Origin of the sequence: Thiocapsa sp. (assembly GCF_035467215.1) — a bacterium.
GTDB lineage: Bacteria > Pseudomonadota > Gammaproteobacteria > Chromatiales > Chromatiaceae > Thiocapsa.
The window spans coordinates 12110-27416 of the sequence record NZ_DATITZ010000100.1; the positions used below are offsets into that span (position 1 = coordinate 12110).

Sequence of the window (15307 nt, forward strand, 5' to 3'; positions counted from 1 at the left end):
CGAACATGAGCATCTCGCTCTGGATGCGGTTTTACAGGCAAGGCAAGTATGCACGAATACGACCTGGTGATTATCGGCGGAGGCCTGGTGGGCGGCAGCCTGGCCTGTGCCCTGTCCGGCTGCGGGCTGCGAATCGCGGTCGTGGAGGCGGTGCCGGCCGCCGCCGAGCACCAGCCGAGCTACGACGAGCGCGTCATTGCCCTGTCCTGGGGCAGTCGGCGGATCCTCGAAGCGATCGGCGTCTGGCCGGACATCGCCCCCGAGGCGGAGCCGATTCGGCAGGTCCATGTGTCCGATCGCGGGCACTGCGGGTTCACGCGGCTCGGTCCGGACGATGCGGGTGTGGAGGCACTCGGCTACGTCGCCCCGGCGCGCGTGATGGGGGCCGCCCTTCGCACGGCACTCGCCTTGTCTTCCGATGTGGAGCTGCTCTGCCCGGCACGGCTTTCGGAGCACCGCGTCGTGGCCGACCGGGTCGAGCTCGAGGTGCAGCACGGGGACGAGCGGTTGCGTCTGAGCACCCCTCTGCTGGTGGCGGCCGACGGAGGCGACTCTGCGGTGCGCCGACAGCTCGATCTCGAGACCCGAGACGAGCGCTACGAGCAAGACGCCCTCATTACGACGGTCTCGCCCGATCGCCCGCGCACCGGCGTGGCCTTCGAGCGCTTCACCGATACGGGGCCCCTGGCCCTTCTGCCGATGACCGGCGGGCGCTATTCCGTCGTCTGGACCTGCTGTCGTGATGAGACGAGTGCGCTGCTGGCGCTCTCCGACGAGGTATTTCTCACCCGTCTCCAGGCCCGCTTCGGCTACCGGCTCGGGCGTTTTCTGCAGGTGGGCCCGCGACGCGCCTACCCGCTGAAGCTGGTGCTCACGCGCAACCCGGTGCAGCCGCGTGTCGTGCTGATCGGCAACGCGGCACACACCCTCCATCCGGTGGCCGGCCAAGGTTTCAATCTGGGTCTGCGCGATGTCGCCGCACTCGCCGAGGTGATCGCTCAAAGCGCGCGTGCGGGTGCCGATCTCGGCGGTCCGGCGGCCCTCTCGGACTATCGGGACTGGCGCGGCTCGGATCAGCCGAGCACTGCACGACTGACCGATCTGCTCGCCCGCGTCTTCGTCAATCCCTGGGCGCCGCTGCGGCTCGTCCGCAACGCGGCCATGTTGGGTCTGGATCTGATTCCCCCGGCGCGCCATCGCGTGGCGCAGCGGTTCATGGGCGTGGGCGGGCGCTTGCCGCGCCTCGCCTGCGGGGTCCCTTTGGAGAAGGCCGATGCACGAAACTGAGTCCATGTCGTCGCGCGTTCCGGACATGACGGCGTCGCGGGAGCCGCTTTACGATCTGCTGGTGGTCGGCGGCGGTATGGTCGGGGCCGCGCTCGCCCGTGCCTGTTCCGGGAAGGGGCTGCGGATTGCGGTCATCGAGACCCGCGCACCGCAGCGCGATTGGCCGGCGGGGGAGATCGACCTGCGGGTCTCGGCCTTGAGTCGGGCGAGCCAGCGGATCCTCGCGCGTTTGGGTGCGTGGGAGCGCATTGCGGCGCTCGGTGCAAACCCCTATCGCAGGATGTGCGTGTGGGATGCACTCGGCGGCGGGAGCATCCATTTCGATGCCCAATCGCTCGGCGAACCCGATCTCGGGCACATCGTCGAGAACCGGGTGATTCAGCTCGCACTCTGGGAAGCCTTGGAGTCCTCGCCCGACATCCGGCTCGTTTGCCCCGCATCCATCGTCGAGATCAATCGCACGGAGACCGAGTCGCGGGTGATGCTCGCTGACGGGCAGGTCATCGCGGGTCGCCTGCTGGTCGCCGCGGACGGGCGCGATTCACTGGTGCGCGAGCTCTCGGGCATCGAGACGGAAGGCCGGGACTACGACCAGCGCGCGATCGTCGCCAACGTCCTTCCGCAGGAGTGGCATCAAGAGACCGCTTGGCAGCGCTTCCTGCCGACCGGGCCGCTGGCCCTGCTGCCGCTGGCGGACGGGCGCTGCTCGATCGTCTGGTCCGCCACCGACGAGCGTGCCGCCGAGTTGCTGGCGATGAGTGATTCCGCCTTCTCTGCCGCCCTCACCGATGCCTCCGAAGCGCGGCTCGGCGCACTCGTCGTGGCGGGTCCGCGCGCCGCCTTTCCGCTTCGACTCCAGCATGCCAAGCAGTACGTCCTGCCGGGATTGGCCTTGGTCGGGGACGCCGCCCACGCGGTCCATCCGCTCGCCGGACAGGGCGTGAACCTGGGGTTCCTCGACGCGGCCGAGCTGGCCGCGGCGATCGATCTCGCGCTGGAGCGGGGGCGCGACATCGCGGGTCTCTGGGCGCTGCGCCATTACGAACGAGCGCGCCGCGGCGACAACACCGCCATGCTCGCCGCGATGGATCTGATCAAACGGACCTTCAGCAACGAAGTGCCGCCGGTCGCTGCACTGCGCAGCCTCGGGTTGACCCTGACCGACCGAATCGGCCCCATCAAGTCACTCTTCATGGAGCGTGCGCTCGGTTTGGGGAGCGATCTGCCGCCGCTTGCGCGTCCGATTTAAACCGCGCCCAGCGCGGTATGCGATGTGTTTGGGTGGGATCGGCCCCGGTAGATTTGACGAGCGTTTGAGTCGGCGCGGTTTAAACCAGGTTCGAACAACCGGCATGTAGCCATAAGGTCTCTCGGATTCGCAACATTCGCAAGCTGCTCGGCTGACTTGACTTCAGTTATCGGTGTTATTCTTAATTCGAAGCCGCCCTAGGCACGATATCCGTGATCGCACGGCGCTGCGCAGCCAACAAGGCCCGCGCGTTGCCCGTGACGCGGCTTAGCCCGAGCGTGCCGTCGCGGAGCAGCGCCAAGATCTATCCGTCCGCAAGTACTGAGCCGAGAGCAGAGAGCAGGCACCCACGGACCGCATCGTCGGACAAGCTCCTACACCTAACGACAAGCATCCTAAAAACAAGGGGACAGACATGACAGCCAAGAATGCCTTTTACGCACAATCCGGCGGCGTCACCGCCGTCATCAACGCCTCGGCTTGCGGCGTGATCGAAACCGCGCGGCTTCACTCGGTGCGGATCGGCAAGGTCTACGCCGGGCGCAACGGCATCATCGGGGCCCTGACCGAAGATCTGATCGACACCGGCCGTGAGTCCGACGAGGCCATTGCGGCGCTGCGTTATACGCCCTCGGGCGCGTTCGGCTCCTGCCGCTACAAGTTGAAGAGCCTGGAGGCCAACAAGCGCGAGTACGAGCGTCTGATCGAGGTCTTCAAGGCACACGACATCGGCTACTTCTTCTACAACGGCGGCGGCGATTCGGCCGACACCTGCTACAAGATCTCTCAGCTCTCGGAGACGATGGGCTACCCGGTACAGGCCGTGCATGTGCCCAAAACGGTCGACAACGATCTGCCGATCACCGACAACTGCCCGGGCTTCGGCTCCGTGGCCAAGTACATCGCAACCTCGACGCTGGAGGCCTCGTTCGATGTGCGCTCCATGGCCAAGACCTCGACCAAGATCTTCGTGCTCGAGGTCATGGGTCGGCATGCCGGGTGGATTGCCGCCGCGGGCGGATTGGTTGAAGACCACGGCATCCCGGTGATGATCCTGTTTCCCGAGATCGAGTTCGACCAGGAGCGCTTCCTCGCCGCGGTCAAGCAAAAGGTCGAGCAGCACGGTTACTGCACCATCGTGGTCTCCGAGGGCGCGAAGTATCCGGACGGGCGTTTCCTTGCCGAGCAGGGCACGCGCGATGCCTTCGGCCATGCCCAACTGGGCGGAGCGGCGCCGGTCGTGGCCAACATGATCAAGGACGCCACCGGCTACAAGTTCCATTGGGCGGTCGCCGATTACCTGCAGCGCGCGGCCCGTCACCTGGCATCCAAGACCGACGTCGAGCAGGCATACGCTATGGGTCGTGCCGCGGTCGAGTTCGCCCTCGAAGGGCACAACGCCATCATGCCGACGATCAAGCGCGTCAGTCAGGACCCCTATCGCTGGGAGGTCGGCAAGGCGCCGCTGTCCGAGGTCGCCAACGTCGAGAAGTTCATGCCGCGTGAATTCATCTCCGAGGACGGTTTCGGGATCACCCCGATCTGCAAGGAGTATCTGATCCCGCTGATCCAGGGCGAGGACTATCCGCCCTTCGAGAAGGGGCTGCCCAAGTACGTCACGCTCAAGAACGTGGCGGTCGAGAAGCGGCTGCCGGCGTTCGAGATCTGACGCGGCTCGGGGCGAGCCAGCCGCCTGCCTCCAGCTTCTCGTCTTCAGCTATCAGCTATCAGCTATCAGCTATCAGCAGGAGGCAGGAGGCAGGATCCGCTCGGCGATCGATTGCCCCTCGATCTCGGGCGCGATCCCGGCCGCGGCTCAAGCCGCGTACGATCATTGGGATTTCCCGGCATCCGATGGGCTACAATCGGGAGCATTCGACCCGACATCGCCAACGCGACCCGCCGTGCATCGGCGACCCGGTCGTGTCTCGGCGATCCCATCCGCACCTCAGAGGCTGACCCATGGATCCCAAGCGCGTCCCACGCGGCGATAATATCCCGAGCGAAATCAACGTCATTATCGAGATACCGTCGCATGCCGAGCCGGTCAAGTACGAGATGGACAAGGCGACCGGCGCCATGTTCGTCGATCGCTTCATGTCCACGGCGATGCACTATCCCTGCAACTATGGATATGTGCCGAACACCTTGTCCGCGGACGGCGATCCGGTCGACGTCATCGTGGTCACTCCCTATCCGCTGATCTCGGGCTCCGTCATCAAGTGCCGTCCGATCGGCGTGCTCAAGATGACCGACGAGTCCGGGGATGATGCCAAGATCCTGGCGCTCCCGATCGACAAGCTCTTCAAGGGCTACCGCGAGATCGAGAGTTTCCGCGACATGCCGGCCCATCTGCTCGACCAGATTTCACATTTCTTCGAGCATTACAAAGACCTGGATGAAGGAAAGTGGGTCCGCGTCATGGGTTGGGGCGGCCGCGAAGACGCGCGCGAAGAGATCATGAACAGCGTGAAGATGTTCGAAGAGGCGCCGGAGAAGCCGGCGTTCTGATGTGCCCGTCGCTCGCCCTTCCGCAGGGCGAGCGCTCCGAACGGCGTCTCGGTTGGGTCGTTCGCCGAGCCCCTTGTCGTTGCAACATGTCGGTGTCCTTGCCGACCCTTCAGGCTCCCCACTCCGCGGATCGCAGATGCCGTTGACACATTTCGACGAGAAGGGTGCGGCCCATATGGTGGATGTCGGCGAGAAGGCCCTCACCAAACGCCGGGCCGTTGCGGAGGGGAGCATTCGGATGGAGCCGTCTACGCTTGCACTGATTCTGAGCGGCGAGCACCGCAAGGGCGATGTGCTCGGCGTTGCCCGGATCGCAGGGATCATGGGCGCCAAGCGTACCGCGGATCTGGTGCCCTTGTGTCATCCGCTGAGTCTGACCCGGGTCGCCGTCGAGCTGGAGCCGCGCGCCGAGACCTCGAGCGTCTATTGTTCCGCCACCGTCGAGACCAGAGGCTCCACCGGGGTCGAGATGGAGGCGCTCTGCGCAGTACAGATCAGCCTTTTGACCATCTACGACATGTGCAAAGCGGTGGATCGGGGCATGCGTATCGAAGGTGTGTGCTTGCTCGAAAAGGATGGAGGGAAGTCCGGCCGTTGGGTCCGGGATGTCGCGTCTGCCGGTGACTGCGAACCGGGTGCAGGCGATCCCGGTACAGGCGACCCCGCTCGCGTCGACTCGGACGAGCGCCTCGCATCAAGGAGACAGCGATGACTCAGTTCGTAGAGTGGTCCGCAGCGCTCAGCGTCGGCATCGACGAGATCGACGCCCAGCATCAGGCTTTGATCGACCTGATCAACGAGGTGCAGGATGCCGTTGTCGGGGGCCTCGATCGGGAGCACCAACTCGATGCGCTCGGCAGGCTCGCCGAATACACCAAGATCCATTTCGCCGTCGAGGAGAGCCTGATGCGCATCTTCGGCTACCCGGATTACGAGCGCCACAAGGCTCAGCACGAAGGGCTGATCCGCAGCATGCTGGATCTGCAGCGTCGCCTCGACGACGATCGCGCAGCGCTTGACGATGGCCTGATGCGGCACCTCAAGCATTGGCTGCTCGATCACATCCTGCAAAGCGATCAGGATTACAGCCGATTCTTTCTCGCCGCAGGCGCCCTGTCGCGACACCAAAAGCCGTCCTGGGCGACCCGGATGTGGGACCACTTACACTTCTGCGGCTCCAAGTGTTGGAGCTAAACCGCGCCCGGTCCCCGCTGACGATGAATCCATTCTACCAACGTGCCCATTTCCTGACGGCTGCTGCACGGGTCGAGCAATGTCCCGCAGACGAGGGTCGCGAGGTTGCGTTCGCGGGGCGCTCGAATGCCGGTAAGTCCAGTGCGATCAATGCACTCTGCCATCAGAATGCGCTCGCCCGCACGAGCAAGACACCCGGCCGGACGCAGCAGCTCATCTTTTTCGAGCTGGGCGAGGCGCGCCGCCTTGTCGATCTCCCCGGTTACGGATATGCCAAGGTTCCCGATGCGGTCAAGCGCGACTGGCAGCAGCACATGGCGGCCTATCTCGAGCAGCGCCGCTCACTCGGCGGTCTCGTCGTCGTCATGGATATCCGCCATCCGCTCGCCGAGTTCGATCGCCAGATGCTCCACTGGGGTGGGCGCGCTGATCTGCCGATGCTCGTTTTGCTCACCAAGGCGGACAAGCTCAAAACGGGGGCGGCCCGCGCCACTCAACATGCAGTCGAGCGGGCCGTCTCGGATATGGTGGGGCGGGTCGAGGTGATGCTGTTTTCCGCCTTGAAGCGCCAAGGCGTGGAGTCCGTCCAGCGATTGCTCGATGCCTGGCTCGATGTGGGGGCCGAGATCGAGCCCGCGGATCCCTCGGAGACGCGGACAAGCGACTGACGCCGAAGCGGGCCGACGGCGCCGGCCGGACTGCGCCGGCGCTCCGTCGACCCGCGGCTGTGTCCCCCGATGTCAGTAACCCATGCCCTGCGGCGGCCCCTGGTCGTAGCGGGGTGCGCCGTAACCGGGTGCGTCGTAATCGGGCATCATGGGCGGATGCCCCATGCCTGCGCGCCCCGGATAGGGCATGCCGCCGGGATAACCGCCCTGCGGGCCGTAACCGTATCCATAGCCATCGCGCTCATACCCGCCATATTGCGGCATACGCGGCATCTCGGGCATCGGAGGAGGGCTTCCGAACAGGGCGCGGGCCGCCTCGATCTGCTCCTCGCTCATCGCCTCGACAGTCTTGCGATACGTCTCGAATCGCTCCTCCATCTCTTTGCGACGCGCCTCGGCCTCGGCCCAGGGCGGTGTCTCGGGCATCTCGACTCCCCGTTCCGCAGCATCGGCCCGCATTTGCTGCCAATGCGCATCGCGCATCGCGCGGCGTTCCTCGGGGGTCATGGAGCGCATCTGCTCACGCATCTCTTGGCGTTGTTGGCGCATCGCCTCCATGTCCTCGGGGGACATGCCGCGACGCTCGGGCATCGGCGGCCGATCGGTCGACTCCCACGGCGGCATCTCGGGGAGCGCAAGGCCGATCTCGGCGGCACGAGCACGGAGCTCTTCGTAACGTTTCTCCCGTTCCGCCATCATGGCGGCGCGACGCTCCTCGACCTTGGCTCGGACCGCCTCGCCGGGTGCGGGCGCATCGCTCGAGGTATCGGCAGGCGCATCGGCAGGCGCAGCGGCCGGAGCCGGAGCCGGAGCCGGAGCCGGCGCTGCTTCGTTCGTTGGCTCGGCCGGCGTTTGGCTCGCTTCCGTTGCCTGCGGATCGGCGAAGGCGCCTTGGCCGATGACGAGCGCCAGCGTTGCCGCCGAGACGAGCGGGATCATGCGAGACGTGTCGGGCATGGAGGTACTCCTCGAAGTGGTGATCGTCAGGGACATTCGGCGGATCCGTCGCCTTCGGCTCGGGGTCGCTTGACCGGTCAGGCGTGGTCGAGCCCATCTCCGTAAACCTGCACCGGTTGCCGCCGTGCCCGTCTGTCATCAACATCGTTTTTGCTTTTGGGGGCCAGGTCGATGCCCCGAGACGAACGCCGACAGCGCCTCGGAGCTTAACCGATCCGTGACCCGGAGGGACACCCCCCCAACCGGAATGCGATCGGTCCGATCGAGCCGATCGGGGATCGTCGCTGCGCATCCAACGGTCCTGCACCGGGGCACGCCATGCACCGGCTCCCCGGGTTAGGATTGGGCGGTGCGGGTTGCGGAAGCCCGAAATCGACGCGAGGAGCCTGTATGCAGATCGGCGACTTGATGAACATGAGCGGCGTAGCGTTCGGAACCAGCGGTGCCCGCGGGCTGGCGCAGGCGATGACCGATCGGGTGTGCTACGCCTACACGGCCGGGTTTCTCGGCTATCTTCGCGCGAGCGGCCTGCTCGCACCGGACGCCGAGGTCGGACTGGGCGGCGATCTGAGGCCGAGCACAAGCAGGATCCTCGTCGCCTGCGCCCGCGCGGCGCTGGATCTGGGTTGCCGACCGTGCTATCTCGGGCGTATCCCGAGTCCAGCCGTTGCCGCCTGGGGGCTGGCGCGCGGCGCTCCGAGCCTGATGGTGACCGGCAGCCACATCCCGGACGACCGCAACGGCATCAAGTTCAACCTGCCGACGGGCGAGATCCTCAAGCGCGACGAGGAGGGCATCAGCGCGCAACCGCTCCAAGTCGCCGAGACGCTCTTCGACGCGGCCGGCGCCTTTGTCGAGGACCAGTCCGCCGCGCTTCCGAGCGAGGATCCTGTCGCCTATCGCGAGTACGTCGATCGCTATCTGGACTTCTTCCCGTCGGGCTGCCTGAACGGGCTGCATGTCGGTGTCTACGAGCACTCCAGCGTCGCTCGCGGCGCCTATGTCGAGGTGCTGGAAGGGCTCGGCGCACGCGTGACGCGACTGGGATTCTCGGAGGTCTTTGTCCCTGTCGATACCGAAGCGATTCGCCCCGAAGACGTCGCGCTCGCGCGCGACTGGGCCGCGACGGGGCGTTTCGACGCCCTGGTTTCCGCCGACGGGGACGGCGACCGTCCGCTGGTTGGCGACGAGACCGGGGACTGGCTGCGCGGGGACATCGCCGGGATCCTGTGCGCACGTCAACTCGGCGCACGCGGGGTGGTGACACCCGTGAGCAGCAACACGGCGGTGGAGCGTTCGGGTTGGTTCGAGACGGTGCTGCGCACCCGGATCGGATCGCCCTTCGTCATCGAAGGGATGCAGGATCTGGTCGACCGAGGCATGGACCGGGTGGTCGGCTACGAGGCGAACGGCGGCTTCCTGCTCGCGACCGATATCGAGCAGGACGGCCGAATCCTGTCGGCCTTGCCGACACGTGATGCCGTCTTGGTTGCGGTCGCCATCCTGCGTGCCGCCGCGGAGCAGGGAAAACCCGTGTCGGCCCTCTCCGCCGATCTTCCGCGTCGCTGCACGCGGAGCGATCGTCTGAAGGATTTCCCGACCGAGATCGCTCGGGCGCGTCTTGCCGAGATCCATCGGGGCGATCCCGCCCGGGACAGAGCCGCGGCACAGGCCGTTTTCGGCGCCGCGTTCGGTCCGGTCGCCGATCTGGATGTCACCGACGGTCTCAGGATCACCTTCGTCAGCGGCGAGATCGCGCACCTGCGCCCGTCGGGCAATGCGCCGGAGCTGCGCGCCTATACCGAGGCGGACAGTCCGGAGCGTGCGGAGGAGATGAATCGGATCTGCATGGAGATCCTCGCCAAGTGGCGTGCTTAAACCGCGCTCGGCGTGACCTGCATGCTTTGTTTTCCGGTGCAACCTCACAACTGCAAACCACCGTCGGCGCCGCGCGGTTTAAGGATTTTTAAGGCTTTTTGGGCTTTTTTCTCCTTAAACCGCGTCAGGGATAAGGCCCTTCGTGGCCTCGAGGGCGCCATGCTCCGGCCGACATCGATTTAGACCCTCGGACGCGGTTTAAGCGCGGTTTAAGCAGCGTTGAGCTCGTCGATCAGCGCCCCCGGGTCTGTGTCGTCGAGACGGGCGTAGAGCGCGGCGGTACGGCGTTTCAGGTCGAGCGTATCGGCCTCCAGGACGACCTCTTTGACATCCAGGATGGCGCCCGGCTGCATGCTGAATTCGCGTAGCCCCATTCCGAGCAGCAGACGGGTGAAGCGTGGATCGCCCGCCATCTCGCCGCACATGCTGACCGGTCGGTTCAGCTCGCACGCGGCCTGAATGGTCATGCGGACCAGGCGCAGGATGGCGGGGTGGGTCGCGTCGAAAAGATAGTTGACGCTGTCGTCGAGCCGGTCGATCGCAAGCGTGTATTGGATGAGGTCGTTCGTGCCGATCGAGAGAAAATCCAGCCGGCGCGCGAGCGCGCGTGCGCAGAGGGCCGCCGCGGGAACCTCGATCATGGCGCCGATCGGAAGGTTCGGGTCGTAATCCAGCCCGTCGCGGTCGAGCTGAGTCTTGATCTGCCGGATCAGCGCGAGAACCGTCTCGACCTCGTGGACGTTGGAGACGAGCGGCAGCATCAGACGGATCGGGCCGATCGCGGAGGCACGCAGGATCGCACGCAGCTGCGGTCGGAAGAGGTCGGGGTCCTTCAGGCAGAGTCGGATCGCGCGCAGTCCGAGCGCCGGATTCGAGACCCCGGGGCCCGGCTCGAGCAGGGTATCGACGCGCTTGTCGACCCCCAGGTCCAAGGTGCGGATGGTCACGGGGATTCCGCCGAGCCCGGCGACGATCTCGGCGTAGCTCGCCAGATGCTCCTCCTCGTCGGGGAGATCCCGGCGATTCATGTAGAGGAACTCGGTGCGATAGAGGCCGACCCCGCTGGCCCCGTTGGCCTTCGCAAGCGCCACGTCTTCGGAGAGCTCGAGATTCGCGAGGAGACCGATCTCGACCCCGTCGCGTGTGACGGAGGCTCGGCCGACGAGGCCGCGCAGCCGCAACTGACGGGCCTCTGCCGCACGCAGGCGGTCCCGGAAAAACGCCAGGGTCAGCGGGTCGGCATCGGCCAGCACGGTGCCGGTCTCGCCGTCGACCAGGATGAGCTCGCCTTGGCGCAGATAGCGGGTGATGTTGTGGATGCCCATCACGGCGGGCACCCCGAGGCTGCGCGCCAGGATGGCCGTGTGGGACATGGGGCCGCCGAACTCGGTCACGAACGCGACCGCACCGCGATGGCGCAGCAGAATCGCGTCCGCAGGCGCGAGGTCGCGCGCCACCACGACCCGGCCCTCCAGATCCCGAGTCGAGGGCTCGATTTGCTCGACCGCGCCCTGCAGGAAGGTCTGAATCTGCTGCACGACATGCTCGACGTCGTCGCGGCGGGTGCGCAGATAGGGGTCGTCCATCTCGTCGAAGACCCGCACCAGGGTGTCGCGTTGCCGTTGCAGCGCCCACTCGGCATTGCAGAGCTGCTCGGCAACGATGCGGCGCACCTCCTCGACCAAGGCGGCGTCCTCGAGCATCAGAAGGTGCGTGTCGATGAACTCGGCGATGTTGAGCGGCGTGTGATGCGGGATCTGGTTGCGCACCGCCTTCAGGGCCTGGCGGGCCGCCATGACGGCCAAGTCGAGTCGCTCGATCTCGGCGGCGACCTGGTCGGCTGCGATGGCGGATTTCGAGACGGTATGGCCGCCGCGCCCGTCCACGAAGGCGGGCCCGAGTGCGAGCGACCGACTCGTGGAGATGCCGATACCCTGGAAGGCGGTGGTCATTCCGACTCTCCGAAGCGATCCCCGATCAAGGCCTCGATCGCCGCCATGGCGGCATCCTCGTCCTCGCCGGATGCCTCGACGGTGATCCGGGTGCCCTGGCTCGCGGCCAGCATCATGACGCCCATGATGCTCTTGCCGTTGACGCTTTGACCGCGCCGCTCGATCTCCACATGGCTCGCGAAACGTCCGGCGCATTGCACGAGCTTGGCGGCCGCACGGGCATGCAGACCCAGCTTGTTGAGGATCTCGATCTCTTTGCGAATCATGTACGGTCGTCTCGTCGCGAGCAGAGCAAGACGCCGTCGCGCCCGCCCTGCAGCGCCTTCTCGGTCACGGCATCCAGGTCGAGCGAGGCATAGGTCAGGGCACGCAGCAACATGGGGAGATTCAGTCCTGCGATGACCCTCGACCGCTCGTGGATCGCGAGCAGCGAGACCGCGACATTGGCCGGTGTGGAGCCGTAGAGATCGGTCAGGATCAGGACACCCTCGCCCGTATCCAAGCGCTCCAAGTGTTCGGCGGCTTCCGCCGTCACGACCTCGCAGGGGACATCGTTGACGACCTCCATTGCCTCGACCCCGGTCGGGCGTGCGCCGAGAATCGCAGTCGCGACCCGCAGCAGATCCGCGCCGCACGGCTGATGGGTCATCATCAGGATGCCGACGCTCAAGGCAGATCCCGATGACGGACCATCACCTGATGGCCGTCGGCCTCGAAATGACGCCGCAGTGATTCGGTCATATAGACCGAGCGGTGCTGGCCGCCCGTGCAGCCGATCGCAATGGTGAGATAGCTGCGCCCGTCCGTCTCGAAGCTGGGGATCCAGCGATCGAAAAACCCCTCGATATCGGCGCGCATCCGGCCGAAGGCTTCGGCGGAATCGAGAAATTCCATCACGGGTGGGTCGCGTCCGGTCAAGCGTCGCAGCTCGGGTTGCCAATGCGGATTGGGCAGGCTGCGCAGGTCGAAGACGAAGTCCACGTCGTGCGGGACCCCGTGCTTGAAGCCGAAGGACTGCAACAGGATGGATGCCTTCGGCGAGGCGCCGCCGACCAGACGACTGCGTACCAGATCGCGCAGCTCGTGGACATTCGTCTGGGTGGTGTCGATATGGATGTCGGCGCAGCATCGGATCGGCTCGAGGAGTCGGCGCTCGAGCGCGATCGCCTCGGGCAGCGAGCGGTCGCCGCGGGTCAGGGGATGCTTGCGACGGGTTTCGCTGAAGCGTTTGATCAGGGTTTCTGTCTGGGCATCGAGGAAGAGGACATCGCAGCCGATGCCGCGCTCGCGCGCCGAGCGCACCAGCTCGGGAAGGTGTCTGAGCTCGTCCGCGCCGGTGCTCGGACTGGTGCGTGCGTCGATTCCGACCGCGGTCATGGTGAAGGCGTCGTCGAGCCCTTCGTGCAGCCCGAGGGCGAGATCCTGCAGCAGGAAGAGCGGCAGGTTGTCGATGCAGTAGAAACCCACGTCTTCGAGTGTATGGAGTGCGACGCTCTTGCCCGAGCCGGAGAGGCCGCTGAGGATGACGAGCCTCATCGGTTTGCCGACGTTCGGCGGCCGTTCGCGCGCCTGCTCCTCTGCGGGTGGTTGCGTCATGACGGTGATCTCGGCGGGTCGGGGCGATCGATGCTGATGGCACGTGCCTGGCGGTCGACGAAGTCGACGCCGGCATCGTATCCGCGGATGCGCAGGATCTGGTGTCGTACGGCCGCCTCTACCAGGATCGCCAGGTTACGGCCGGGTGCGACCGGCATCGTGATCTTGGGGACGGCGACCCCGAGGATGTTGCGCACCGAGAGGCTGCCGCTGAGCCGGTCGATACACTCGAGTTGTTGTTTGTCGAGCGGCTGAAGATCGATGATCAGGTTCAAGGTCTTGCTGCGCACGACCGCGCCTTCTCCGAACATGGCGCGGATGTTGAGGATCCCCAGGCCGCGGACCTCGAGAAAATCGCGCAGGGCCTCCGGGCAGGTGCCCTCCAAGGTCTCCGGTGCAATGCGTGCGAAACGGGGCGCGTCGTCGGCGATGAGCCGATGGCCGCGCGCGATCAGATCGAGCGCCAACTCGCTCTTGCCGACGGCCGGATCGCCGACCAGCAGGACGCCCATCCCCAGGACCTCGATGAAGACCCCGTGCACCGTCCGGCGCTCGGCGAGTGCATGGGTGAGGAAATAACGCAGATGATTGATCAGCTCCTCGTCGCCGAGGGAGGAGCCGAGCAGCGGCGTGCGGGTCTGCTCGGCGGCCTCGCGGAAGGCGGGCTCCGGGTCGATGCCGTCGGAGAAGATGACGGCGGTCGGATGATCCGAGAAGAGCTTCTCCACGGTCTCGCCGAAGGCCGTCCGGCCCAGATCCGCCAGGTAGAGCAGCTCGGCGTGTCCGATGACCTGCAGACGATTGGGGTGGATGCAGTTCAGAGAGCCGATCAGTGACTGCCGCGAGCGTCCCGGATCCTCGCCGCGCAACGGGCGCGGGGTCGCCGGCTCGGGCGTGAGCCAGCGCAGCTTGAGCCGCGGCCCGGTCTGCGAGATCAGAGATTGAAGGGTTTCGATCATCGCCGGCGCGGCCGCGCTCGCGTGCTAGGTCGCTTTCAGAAGGTCCAGAATGGCCGCGGGCGAGGCCGCATCGCGCAGGCGTGCGCGGGTTGCCGACTCGCTGAACCGACTTGCCAGATGGGCGAGCAGTTGGAGGTGCTCCTCGGTCGCGGTCTCCGGAACCAGGAGCGCAAAGGCCAGATCGACCGGCTCGCCGTCGGCTGCATCGTAATCCACACCCCGCGCGGTTTGCACGAAAGCCCCGATGACCTGAGAGACTTCCTTGATCCGCGCATGGGGCAGGGCCACACCGTGACCGAGCCCGGTGCTGCCGAGGCGTTCGCGCTCGAGGAGGCGCTCGAAGACGCTCTCCGTGCTCAAGCGTGGGTGGTCGTTGGCGAGCAGCTCGGCAAGGGTTTCGAGTAAACGCTTCTTGCTGGAAATCTCGAGCCCCTGACCGATCCGGGCCTCGTTGATCAGATCGGGGCTGAGCATCGGTATCGGCTCCCGTGCGCTGCGGGCGTGCAGCGCTGCAGCTGGTGGCTCTTGGATCGATGCCCGCGCGGCGACGGCGGGCGAGGGTATGTGGTCATGGATGCTGGATATCCTCGGATGTCTGGCCGGGGCCGGTGATTCCGCCTACCGGCCTCGTGCCCGATCCCGTTCGTTGAATGCCTCCGACGGGGCAAGAGCGATCCGTCGGAGGTTTTCGCGGCATGTGCGCGCCGCGCCGAGTGCCTCAGCTCTGATCGGACTCCTCGGCCTCGTTCACCTTCGGGCTTGCGGCGCGATGATCGCTCTTTTTCTCCTTGTGGCGCAGCACTTGGCGATCGAGCTTGTCGATCAGTCCGTCGATCGCGGCATACATGTCCTCGTGGACCGAGTCGGCAAAGACCTTGCTGCCGTTGATATGCAGTGTGGCTTCCGCCTTTTGGGCAAGCTTCTCGACGCTCAGAATGACGTGAGCGTTGATGACGTGGTCGAAGTGCCGCGCAAGGCGCTCGAACTTCGTGTCGACGTAGCCTTTCAGCGCATCGGTGACGTCGATGTGATGACCCGTCAGGTTGATCTGCATCT

At 65.9% G+C, this 15307-nt stretch carries 16 protein-coding genes; 8 read left to right on the top strand and 8 right to left on the bottom strand.

All coding sequences use genetic code 11. The features are described 5' to 3' along the window. The first annotated feature begins 48 nt into the window (after window positions 1-48). From ubiH to yihA, 7 genes are all read left to right on the top strand, one after another. Window positions 49-1287 (top strand): 2-octaprenyl-6-methoxyphenyl hydroxylase, encoded by a 1239-nt coding sequence (gene ubiH / locus VLR48_RS05430; protein WP_325290800.1) that lies wholly within the window; start codon window positions 49-51, stop codon window positions 1285-1287. 25 nt (window positions 1288-1312) lie between these two features. Then, the gene (locus VLR48_RS05435; protein ID WP_325290846.1) at window positions 1313-2536 is read left to right on the top strand and encodes a UbiH/UbiF/VisC/COQ6 family ubiquinone biosynthesis hydroxylase; all 1224 of its coding nucleotides are present in this window, start codon (window positions 1313-1315) and stop codon (window positions 2534-2536) included. Window positions 2537-2951: 415 nt separating this feature from the next. Continuing rightward, a complete protein-coding gene (locus VLR48_RS05440; RefSeq protein ID WP_325290801.1) occupies window positions 2952-4205 on the top strand; it encodes a 6-phosphofructokinase in 1254 nt (417 codons plus the stop codon). A 293-nt stretch (window positions 4206-4498) separates the two neighbouring features. Further along, window positions 4499-5047, top strand: coding sequence for an inorganic diphosphatase (ppa, locus tag VLR48_RS05445; RefSeq protein ID WP_007192285.1), 549 nt, complete (start codon window positions 4499-4501; stop codon window positions 5045-5047). 136 nt (window positions 5048-5183) lie between these two features. Continuing rightward, the gene (gene moaC / locus VLR48_RS05450) at window positions 5184-5759 is read left to right on the top strand and encodes a cyclic pyranopterin monophosphate synthase MoaC (RefSeq protein WP_325290802.1); all 576 of its coding nucleotides are present in this window, start codon (window positions 5184-5186) and stop codon (window positions 5757-5759) included. Next, the gene (locus VLR48_RS05455; protein ID WP_325290803.1) at window positions 5756-6241 is read left to right on the top strand and encodes a bacteriohemerythrin; all 486 of its coding nucleotides are present in this window, start codon (window positions 5756-5758) and stop codon (window positions 6239-6241) included. Before moaC ends, VLR48_RS05455 begins: the two co-directional genes overlap by 4 nt. Window positions 6242-6264: 23 nt before the next feature. Next, entirely contained in the window at window positions 6265-6909 is a 645-nt protein-coding gene (gene yihA, locus VLR48_RS05460; RefSeq protein WP_325290804.1) for a ribosome biogenesis GTP-binding protein YihA/YsxC, read from the top strand. Window positions 6910-6981: 72 nt separating this feature from the next. Here the strand turns inward: yihA and VLR48_RS05465 are convergent, their stop codons facing one another. Continuing rightward, window positions 6982-7866, bottom strand: coding sequence for a hypothetical protein (locus VLR48_RS05465; protein WP_325290805.1), 885 nt, complete (start codon window positions 7864-7866; stop codon window positions 6982-6984). 390 nt (window positions 7867-8256) lie between these two features. On the opposite strand from VLR48_RS05465, the gene VLR48_RS05470 reads away from it, so the two are divergent. Continuing rightward, window positions 8257-9744 (top strand): phosphomannomutase, encoded by a 1488-nt coding sequence (locus VLR48_RS05470; RefSeq protein WP_325290806.1) that lies wholly within the window; start codon window positions 8257-8259, stop codon window positions 9742-9744. Window positions 9745-9953: 209 nt separating this feature from the next. Here the strand turns inward: VLR48_RS05470 and ptsP are convergent, their stop codons facing one another. The 7 genes from ptsP to hpf all read right to left on the bottom strand — a co-directional run bounded on the left by ptsP (window position 9954) and on the right by hpf (window position 15305). After that, window positions 9954-11696: a phosphoenolpyruvate--protein phosphotransferase gene (gene ptsP / locus VLR48_RS05475; protein WP_325290807.1), complete on the bottom strand. Its 1743-nt coding sequence runs from the start codon at window positions 11694-11696 to the stop codon at window positions 9954-9956. Next, window positions 11693-11962: an HPr family phosphocarrier protein gene (locus VLR48_RS05480; protein ID WP_325290808.1), complete on the bottom strand. Its 270-nt coding sequence runs from the start codon at window positions 11960-11962 to the stop codon at window positions 11693-11695. The genes ptsP and VLR48_RS05480 overlap by 4 nt, the downstream gene beginning before the upstream one ends. Next, window positions 11959-12366, bottom strand: a complete 408-nt coding sequence (locus tag VLR48_RS05485) for a PTS fructose transporter subunit IIA (protein ID WP_325290809.1) — start codon at window positions 12364-12366, stop codon at window positions 11959-11961. The genes VLR48_RS05480 and VLR48_RS05485 overlap by 4 nt, the downstream gene beginning before the upstream one ends. Beyond that, window positions 12363-13232, bottom strand: coding sequence for an RNase adapter RapZ (gene rapZ, locus VLR48_RS05490; protein WP_325290847.1), 870 nt, complete (start codon window positions 13230-13232; stop codon window positions 12363-12365). Before rapZ ends, VLR48_RS05485 begins: the two co-directional genes overlap by 4 nt. Window positions 13233-13288: 56 nt before the next feature. Next, window positions 13289-14251 (bottom strand): HPr(Ser) kinase/phosphatase, encoded by a 963-nt coding sequence (gene hprK / locus VLR48_RS05495; RefSeq protein ID WP_325290810.1) that lies wholly within the window; start codon window positions 14249-14251, stop codon window positions 13289-13291. A gap of 24 nt (window positions 14252-14275) precedes the next feature. Further along, window positions 14276-14725, bottom strand: coding sequence for a PTS sugar transporter subunit IIA (locus tag VLR48_RS05500; RefSeq protein ID WP_325290811.1), 450 nt, complete (start codon window positions 14723-14725; stop codon window positions 14276-14278). 244 nt (window positions 14726-14969) lie between these two features. Beyond that, the gene (hpf, locus tag VLR48_RS05505) at window positions 14970-15305 is read right to left on the bottom strand and encodes a ribosome hibernation-promoting factor, HPF/YfiA family (protein WP_325290812.1); all 336 of its coding nucleotides are present in this window, start codon (window positions 15303-15305) and stop codon (window positions 14970-14972) included. Window positions 15306-15307: the final 2 nt, after the last annotated feature.

What these genes read in the sequence shown, in the direction of transcription:
- ubiH (WP_325290800.1), top strand. Translation starts at nt 49, where the DNA reads ATGCACGAATACGACCTGGTGATTATCGGCGGAGGCCTGGTGGGCGGC.
- VLR48_RS05435 (WP_325290846.1), top strand. Translation starts at nt 1,313, where the DNA reads ATGACGGCGTCGCGGGAGCCGCTTTACGATCTGCTGGTGGTCGGCGGC.
- VLR48_RS05440 (WP_325290801.1), top strand. Translation starts at nt 2,952, where the DNA reads ATGACAGCCAAGAATGCCTTTTACGCACAATCCGGCGGCGTCACCGCC.
- ppa (WP_007192285.1), top strand. Translation starts at nt 4,499, where the DNA reads ATGGATCCCAAGCGCGTCCCACGCGGCGATAATATCCCGAGCGAAATC.
- moaC (WP_325290802.1), top strand. Translation starts at nt 5,184, where the DNA reads ATGCCGTTGACACATTTCGACGAGAAGGGTGCGGCCCATATGGTGGAT.
- VLR48_RS05455 (WP_325290803.1), top strand. Translation starts at nt 5,756, where the DNA reads ATGACTCAGTTCGTAGAGTGGTCCGCAGCGCTCAGCGTCGGCATCGAC.
- yihA (WP_325290804.1), top strand. Translation starts at nt 6,265, where the DNA reads ATGAATCCATTCTACCAACGTGCCCATTTCCTGACGGCTGCTGCACGG.
- VLR48_RS05465 (WP_325290805.1), bottom strand. Translation starts at nt 7,866, where the DNA reads ATGCCCGACACGTCTCGCATGATCCCGCTCGTCTCGGCGGCAACGCTG.
- VLR48_RS05470 (WP_325290806.1), top strand. Translation starts at nt 8,257, where the DNA reads ATGCAGATCGGCGACTTGATGAACATGAGCGGCGTAGCGTTCGGAACC.
- ptsP (WP_325290807.1), bottom strand. Translation starts at nt 11,696, where the DNA reads ATGACCACCGCCTTCCAGGGTATCGGCATCTCCACGAGTCGGTCGCTC.
- VLR48_RS05480 (WP_325290808.1), bottom strand. Translation starts at nt 11,962, where the DNA reads ATGATTCGCAAAGAGATCGAGATCCTCAACAAGCTGGGTCTGCATGCC.
- rapZ (WP_325290847.1), bottom strand. Translation starts at nt 13,232, where the DNA reads ATGAGGCTCGTCATCCTCAGCGGCCTCTCCGGCTCGGGCAAGAGCGTC.
- hprK (WP_325290810.1), bottom strand. Translation starts at nt 14,251, where the DNA reads ATGATCGAAACCCTTCAATCTCTGATCTCGCAGACCGGGCCGCGGCTC.
- VLR48_RS05500 (WP_325290811.1), bottom strand. Translation starts at nt 14,725, where the DNA reads ATGCTCAGCCCCGATCTGATCAACGAGGCCCGGATCGGTCAGGGGCTC.
- hpf (WP_325290812.1), bottom strand. Translation starts at nt 15,305, where the DNA reads ATGCAGATCAACCTGACGGGTCATCACATCGACGTCACCGATGCGCTG.